We start from the raw sequence: 6329 nt of genomic DNA, 5'->3' as shown, positions 1-6329 counted from the left end.
GCTACAGGAGGAGACTGCCCTCGGGCCGGGCAGGCCCCGCGTGCCCGCGGTGGGCAAAGGGCAGACTCTACCCCCGTTCTCTGTCCGCGCGCCATGACGCGAATGCATCGGCCAAGCGGGCCTCATTTAGTAAGACAAAGAAAACCCTAACAAAACACCACACAACGGGTGCGGGGACGGAAAATGCTGCGTATTTCCAGTGGCAGCCTCGGCCCAAAATCAACCCCTACTTGATCGATTTCGTGATGCGCATCGCACAGAAATGAGGCCCGCACATGGCGCAAAAATCCGCATTCTCCTTCACCATCTCCCGGTGCATACGGCGCGCCCGCTCCGGATCCAGCGACAGGTTGAACTGGTCGAGCCACCGGAAATCATACCGTGCCCGGCTCATCGCCAAGTCGCGAGCCAAAGCCGCCGGATGTCCCTTAGCGATATCCGCCGCATGCGCCGCCAGTTTGTAAGTCACCACCCCCTCGCGCACATCGTCGCGGTTCGGCAAAGCCAGGTGCTCTTTGGTCGTCACATAACACAGCATCGCCGTCCCGAACCACCCGATCATCGCCCCGCCGATCGCCGACGTGATGTGATCGTACCCCGCCCCGATGTCCGAGACCAACGGCCCGAGCGTGTAAAACGGCGCCCCGTGACACCATTCGAGTTGCCGATCCATATTTTCGCGGATGCGGTTCATCGGCACATGCCCCGGCCCCTCGATAATCACCTGCACATCCCGCTCCCACGCCCGATGGCACAGCTCGCCCAGCGTTTTGAGCTCTCCGAACTGCGCCTCGTCGTTCGCATCCGCAATCGACCCCGGCCTCAAGCCGTCGCCCAACGACAAAGCCACGTCGTAGCGCGCCATAATCTCGCAAATCTCGTCGAAATGCTCGTACAGAAAGCTCTCCCGCCCATGATGCGCCATCCACTTCGCCATAATCGACCCCCCGCGCGAGACAATACCCGTCACCCGCCGTTGCGCCATCGGCACATATGCCTGCAACAACCCCGCGTGAATCGTAAAATAGTCCACCCCCTGCTCGCACTGTTCGATCAGCGTCTCGCGATAAGCCTCCCACGTCAAATCCTCGACCACCCCGCCGACCTTTTCCAACGCCTGATAGAGCGGCACCGTGCCGATCGGCACCGGCACATTGCGCAGGATCGCCTCCCGCGTCTGGTGAATCTGAGCCCCCGTCGAGAGATCCATCACCGTGTCCGCCCCCCACTTAATGGCCCACAGCGCCTTCTCGACCTCCTCCGCAATGGAAGAACCGAGCGCCGAATTGCCGATATTGGCATTGATCTTCACCCGGTATTCGCTGCCGATCACCATCGGCTCCGACTCCGGATGACATCGATTGGCCGGAAGAATCGCCCGTCCCTCCGCCACCGACCGCCTCACCTGTTCCGGCGTGATATAGCCCTCGTCTCCCGGCCGCAGTCCCGCATTCTCGCGAATCGCCGCATACTCCATCTCGCGGGTCACCACCCTCTGTCGCGCATACCACCGCTGGGTATGAAACTCCCCTTCCGGCAATGCCGCCGCCCGCTCCGCCATCCATTGCTCCCGCAAGCGGGGAATCCCTCGTTCCGTGTCCGCCTCATATCCCGCCTCCGTATACACCCCCGTCGTGTCGTACAAATCCACAGATTCGCCGTTCGTCAAATGAACGCGCCGCATCCCGACCCGCAGATCGGGAAACAACTCGCCCGGGCGATATACCTTTTCCGAAGCGTTCTGGGGTTCGTGGAACAGTTCTTTATACATAGTTATTTCGTTCTTTTCAGCAGTGAATAAGCATATTTTTCGAGCACAGCCAGCCGGTCCGCATCCTCGTGCGCCCTGCGCAGCGACGCCAGCGCGCGCGTAAAGTAGCGTTCGATAGCCGCCTCCGCCGCGCCGCGCACCCCCAGCGCATCATAAATCCCCCGCACCCGCAACAATTTCTCGTCCATATCCCCCGGAGCCCATATCGCAGCCCGTTGCTCCGCCGAAGCGGCCGCCATGGCGGCGATATGCAGAAAGGTCTTTTTCCCGACCGCAATATCTCCTCCGATCGCCTTCCCGAAGGTTTCGGCATCGCCGTAGGTATCGAGCAGGTCGTCCTGAATCTGGAACGCCAGCCCGAGGTTCACGCCGAAGTCGTACAAAGCACGTCGCTCGGCCGGAGAAGCGCCCCCCACGATCGCCCCCATCTCCAGCGCCGCGGCCAGCAGTACGGAGGTCTTGAGACGGATCATTTCGAGATACTCCGCTTCGCTCACTTCGCGGTCGGTTCGTTCGAACTCCATGTCGTACTGCTGCCCCTGACAGACCTCCATGGCCGCCCGGTTGAACACGGCGAGCAATTCGGGCAGCAGTTCGGCGTAATTCCCCGATGAAAGGATCTGGTAGGCGAAAATCAGCATGGCGTCGCCGGAGAGGATGGCGCTGTTTTCGCTCCACTTCAGGTGAACGGTCGGCCTCCCGCGCCGCATGGGGGCGCGATCCATAATGTCGTCGTGGAGCAGGGTGAAGTTATGGAAGACTTCGACGGCAATGGCTGCCGGCAACGCTTCGCTTACCTTTCCGCCGCAGAGATCGGCGCTCAGCAGGCACAGCAACGGTCGGATCCGCTTTCCGCCGTCTTCGAGGATGTAGCGGACGGGAGCGTACAGTCCCTGCGGTTCGATCTGTTCGAGGGGGAGCTTTTCGAGCTCCGTTTCGATGCGTTGCAATAACTCGTCGGTATTTTTCATCATCGGATTCGGCATCTATGGTCTTGCATGCGGGCGGTAGGTCTCGGAACGTCCGATTGTTTTTGGGTAGAAGCGGTCTGACGGGGATGTAGGCTGCCTAATTAGGGTAGGGGCTGTCAGTAAAACGCCCTGTGGGCCCGCCCCGGGCTACCTGCGCGACTTCACAGGCCTGCATGTGTATGTCGGACATAGCGGCATCAGTCATTCTGCCACTCCTCATGAAATCCGCTGCATATATTTGAATTTTAATCCCGTAGGTCTTGGCTCGGCAAGTATCGGAAACCGTGCCCACGGTTTTCAGTTGCGTTGCCTCTCGGAATAAACGGGGACAGAGGCACGCGAAGGCTGGCCGGAACTACCCCAAACAACAGCCAACCTCTACCCAAAAAATCGGACAGCCTCCACCCCGACTTTGGTTTGACCGGCGGGTCGGGCGCCCGGGAGGTATGTCATGGGGTAGAGGCGGCCAGTAAAAGACGCTGTGCGTCCCGCCCGTGGGCAGGCGTCCGGCCCGCGCGACCCTAAAGGGCCGCAGAAGATCAGTCCAAACCTCGGTTTTTCACCTGCAACATGCTGATTTATTCAAGCTTCGGTTCTATCAAGTCGTCCAACAATTGACCGCACCTTCGTATGCGTCCCGAAATCGGGCATTTTCGGGGCGAGGATTACCAATCCACGCGACAAGAAACCGAAGTTCGGCAACCGAGCGATCCAACAATTCAAACGAAAAGCCCGAAAAATCCGGCAACATCTCTAAATCATATTGTACGAACCGACTCTTGTCATACAACAAACGATCTTCAGAAGCCGCTATATCTTGATCCATCTTTTCTTCATCATTGGGGTCATAAGCTCCGAGACCCAAACTATAACCGTTCGCCGTGCCTACGACACCTATGGTTCGCTCGTCAGTACCCCCGAACTCCAATCGGATACCGCTCATCCGGATACGATACCGCTCGCCGAGTCGTAATCTCCGAGAATCGATGCAAATTTCATAATTCGCAATAGGCTCGATCACCTGTTCGTCAGGCGTACCCACAAAGATTCGATAGGGTGCGAACCCGTATCTCCGTACCGAAAAGAGCACTCTCTCTTCCTTTTCATCGGTCACGACCACCTCGCCGCAAGGAGTGATCAACCGATCGATATCCTCAACTTGTCGACCCGTTAATTCCATCATTCTTTCAAAGATACATGGGTACGAACCGCCCCCGCACATTTCGAAGACAGCCCTACTCAGCCGCCTCGACAATCCCGATCCCCAGTTCGTCCAGCTGCGCCTGCGCCAGAGCCGACGGCGCGTCGATCATCATATCGCGTCCGCTGTTGTTCTTCGGGAACGCGATGAAATCACGAATCGAATCCGACCCGCCGAACAACGAACACATCCGGTCGAAACCGAACGCAATTCCCCCGTGCGGCGGCGCCCCATACTTGAAAGCCCCCAGAAGGAATCCGAACTGCGCCTGCGCCTCCTCCGGCGTAAAGCCCAACACCTCGAACATCCGGCTCTGCACCCGCCCGTCGTGGATCCGGATCGACCCCCCGCCGACCTCGACCCCGTTCACCACAAAGTCATACGCCTCCGCCCGCACATCCCCCAGCACCTTGATATCCGTCGAGAAGAATTTGTCCATATCCTCCGCTTTGGGCGACGTAAACGGGTGGTGCATTGCATAATAGCGCTGCGTCTCGTCATCCCATTCCAAGAGCGGAAAATCGACCACCCACAACGGCGCGAACGTATCGTGCGGCCTGAGCCCCAGCCGATCCCCCATCTCCAACCGCAACGCGCACAGCGCCGCCAACGTCTGTTTTTTGGCACCCGCCAGTATGAGCAGCAAATCCCCCGCCTGCATGCCACAAGCCGAGCCCCATTTCGCCAACTCCTCCTGCGAGTAGAACTTGTCCACACTCGACTTGTACGAGCCGTCCGCCTCGCGCCGCACATACACCAGCCCCTTCGCCCCCACCTGCGGACGTTTGACGAACTCCGTCAGACCATCCAACTGCTTCCGCGTATAGGAAGCACACCCCGGCGCACAAATCGCTCCGACATATTCCGCCCCGTCGAACACCGCAAAGTCGTGCCCCTTCACCAAGCCCGTCAAGTCATTGAACGTCATCCCAAACCGGACATCCGGTTTATCCGACCCATATTTTTCCATCGCCTCGTGCCACGTCATGCGCGGGAACCGCGCCTCTGCAAACTTCACCCCCAGCGTCTTGTCGAACATCGTCCGCATCATCCCTTCGAACACCGTGAGCACGTCCTCGCGTTCCACGAACGCCATTTCGCAGTCCACCTGGGTAAATTCCGGTTGCCGGTCTGCCCGCAAGTCCTCGTCCCGGAAACAGCGCACGATCTGGAAATAGCGGTCATAGCCGCTCACCATCAGGAGTTGTTTGAAAGTCTGCGGCGACTGAGGCAAGGCATAAAATTCGCCCGGATTCATCCGACTCGGCACCACGAAATCCCGCGCCCCTTCCGGCGTCGATTTGATCAGATACGGCGTCTCAATCTCCATGAACCCCTGCGCATCGAGGTAGTTGCGTACCTCCTGCGCCAGCCGGTGACGCAGCATCATCGCCCGCTGCAATGGCGCCCGCCGCAGGTCGAGGTAGCGATATCTCATCCGCAAATCATCTCCTCCGTCGGACTGTTCTTCGATGGTAAACGGCGGCACTTCGCTGGTATTCAAAATTTGCATGTCGGCAGCGACGATTTCGATCTCGCCGGTCGGTATTTTGCTGTTTTTAGCCGACCGTTCCGTGACGGTTCCGGTCACCTGGATCACATATTCGCGGCCGAGTCGTCCGGCCGTTTCCCGGACGGCGTCGGCAGCGTGTTCGTCCACGGTGATCTGGGTGATGCCGTATCGGTCGCGCAGGTCGATAAAGACCATCGAGCCTAAGTTGCGCACCTTCTGTACCCATCCGGCAAGGGTGACGGTCTTATTCGCATCGGTGAGCCGAAGCTCGCCGCAGGTGGCTGTTCTAAACATGATTGACTTCGGTTTTTTAGGAACTCAAAGATACATATTTTTTACCGTTCGCGAGCACCGCCCGGGCTACCGCGGCTATACCTTGGGCGAAGCGGGTAGCAGCGGTCACCACGGATTCAGCTGGTCTTCCGCCGCAAGCGGGATCTCTACAATCTGAATTTGATTTTCTATTCGCAGAGCCTCACGACCAGCTACTCGGGCAGCCGCGCTTACGGTCTTCAGTGGCGCTGCCTCATAGAGGCGGCCAATAAAACACCCTGAGGGTGCGCCCCGGGCTTCCGCGACTCAGGCCTTCACGGATTATTGGGAGCAACAGGAAATGCTGGCCTCAGCGGATACAGCTACTCATCATCGACAAAAGAAGCTTACAGTCTATTCATAGATTTCCACACACAGGGTTTCAGCCCCAGCTATACAAATGGCCGTGGTTTCGGTTTTCAATTGCGTTGCCTCAGGGAAAGAGTGGCGCGGTGGATAAGGGGCTGAGCTACCCTACTCTCTTGGAGGGGCTAAAGCCTGCGGGACCCAAAAGCAACGTCAGTTGCGGGCCTCCGCGGCGGGAGGCTTCGGCCCGCGCGG

General features: G+C 58.8%; 5 protein-coding genes. 1 reads left to right on the top strand and 4 read right to left on the bottom strand.

The features are described 5' to 3' along the window. Window positions 1-226: 226 nt before the first annotated feature. A complete protein-coding gene (gene thiC / locus QZ302_RS08115; protein ID WP_294594315.1) occupies window positions 227-1771 on the bottom strand; it encodes a phosphomethylpyrimidine synthase ThiC in 1545 nt (514 codons plus the stop codon). 2 nt (window positions 1772-1773) lie between these two features. After that, window positions 1774-2745, bottom strand: coding sequence for a polyprenyl synthetase family protein (locus QZ302_RS08110; RefSeq protein ID WP_294594314.1), 972 nt, complete (start codon window positions 2743-2745; stop codon window positions 1774-1776). A gap of 172 nt (window positions 2746-2917) precedes the next feature. On the opposite strand from QZ302_RS08110, the gene QZ302_RS08105 reads away from it, so the two are divergent. Next, window positions 2918-3064 carry a hypothetical protein gene (locus tag QZ302_RS08105; protein ID WP_294594313.1) on the top strand — a complete coding sequence of 49 codons (147 nt, stop codon included), beginning with the start codon at window positions 2918-2920 and terminating at the stop codon, window positions 3062-3064. Window positions 3065-3340: 276 nt separating this feature from the next. Here the strand turns inward: QZ302_RS08105 and QZ302_RS08100 are convergent, their stop codons facing one another. Then, window positions 3341-3925, bottom strand: a complete 585-nt coding sequence (locus QZ302_RS08100) for a hypothetical protein (RefSeq protein WP_294594312.1) — start codon at window positions 3923-3925, stop codon at window positions 3341-3343. Window positions 3926-3977: 52 nt separating this feature from the next. Further along, window positions 3978-5750 carry an aspartate--tRNA ligase gene (gene aspS, locus QZ302_RS08095; protein ID WP_294594310.1) on the bottom strand — a complete coding sequence of 591 codons (1773 nt, stop codon included), beginning with the start codon at window positions 5748-5750 and terminating at the stop codon, window positions 3978-3980. Window positions 5751-6329 lie beyond the last annotated feature (579 nt).

This window comes from uncultured Rikenella sp., assembly GCF_910579375.1.
Classification (GTDB): domain Bacteria; phylum Bacteroidota; class Bacteroidia; order Bacteroidales; family Rikenellaceae; genus Rikenella.
The sequence above is the reverse complement of the archived record's forward strand: the minus strand, read 5'-3'. Positions and strand labels throughout refer to the sequence as shown.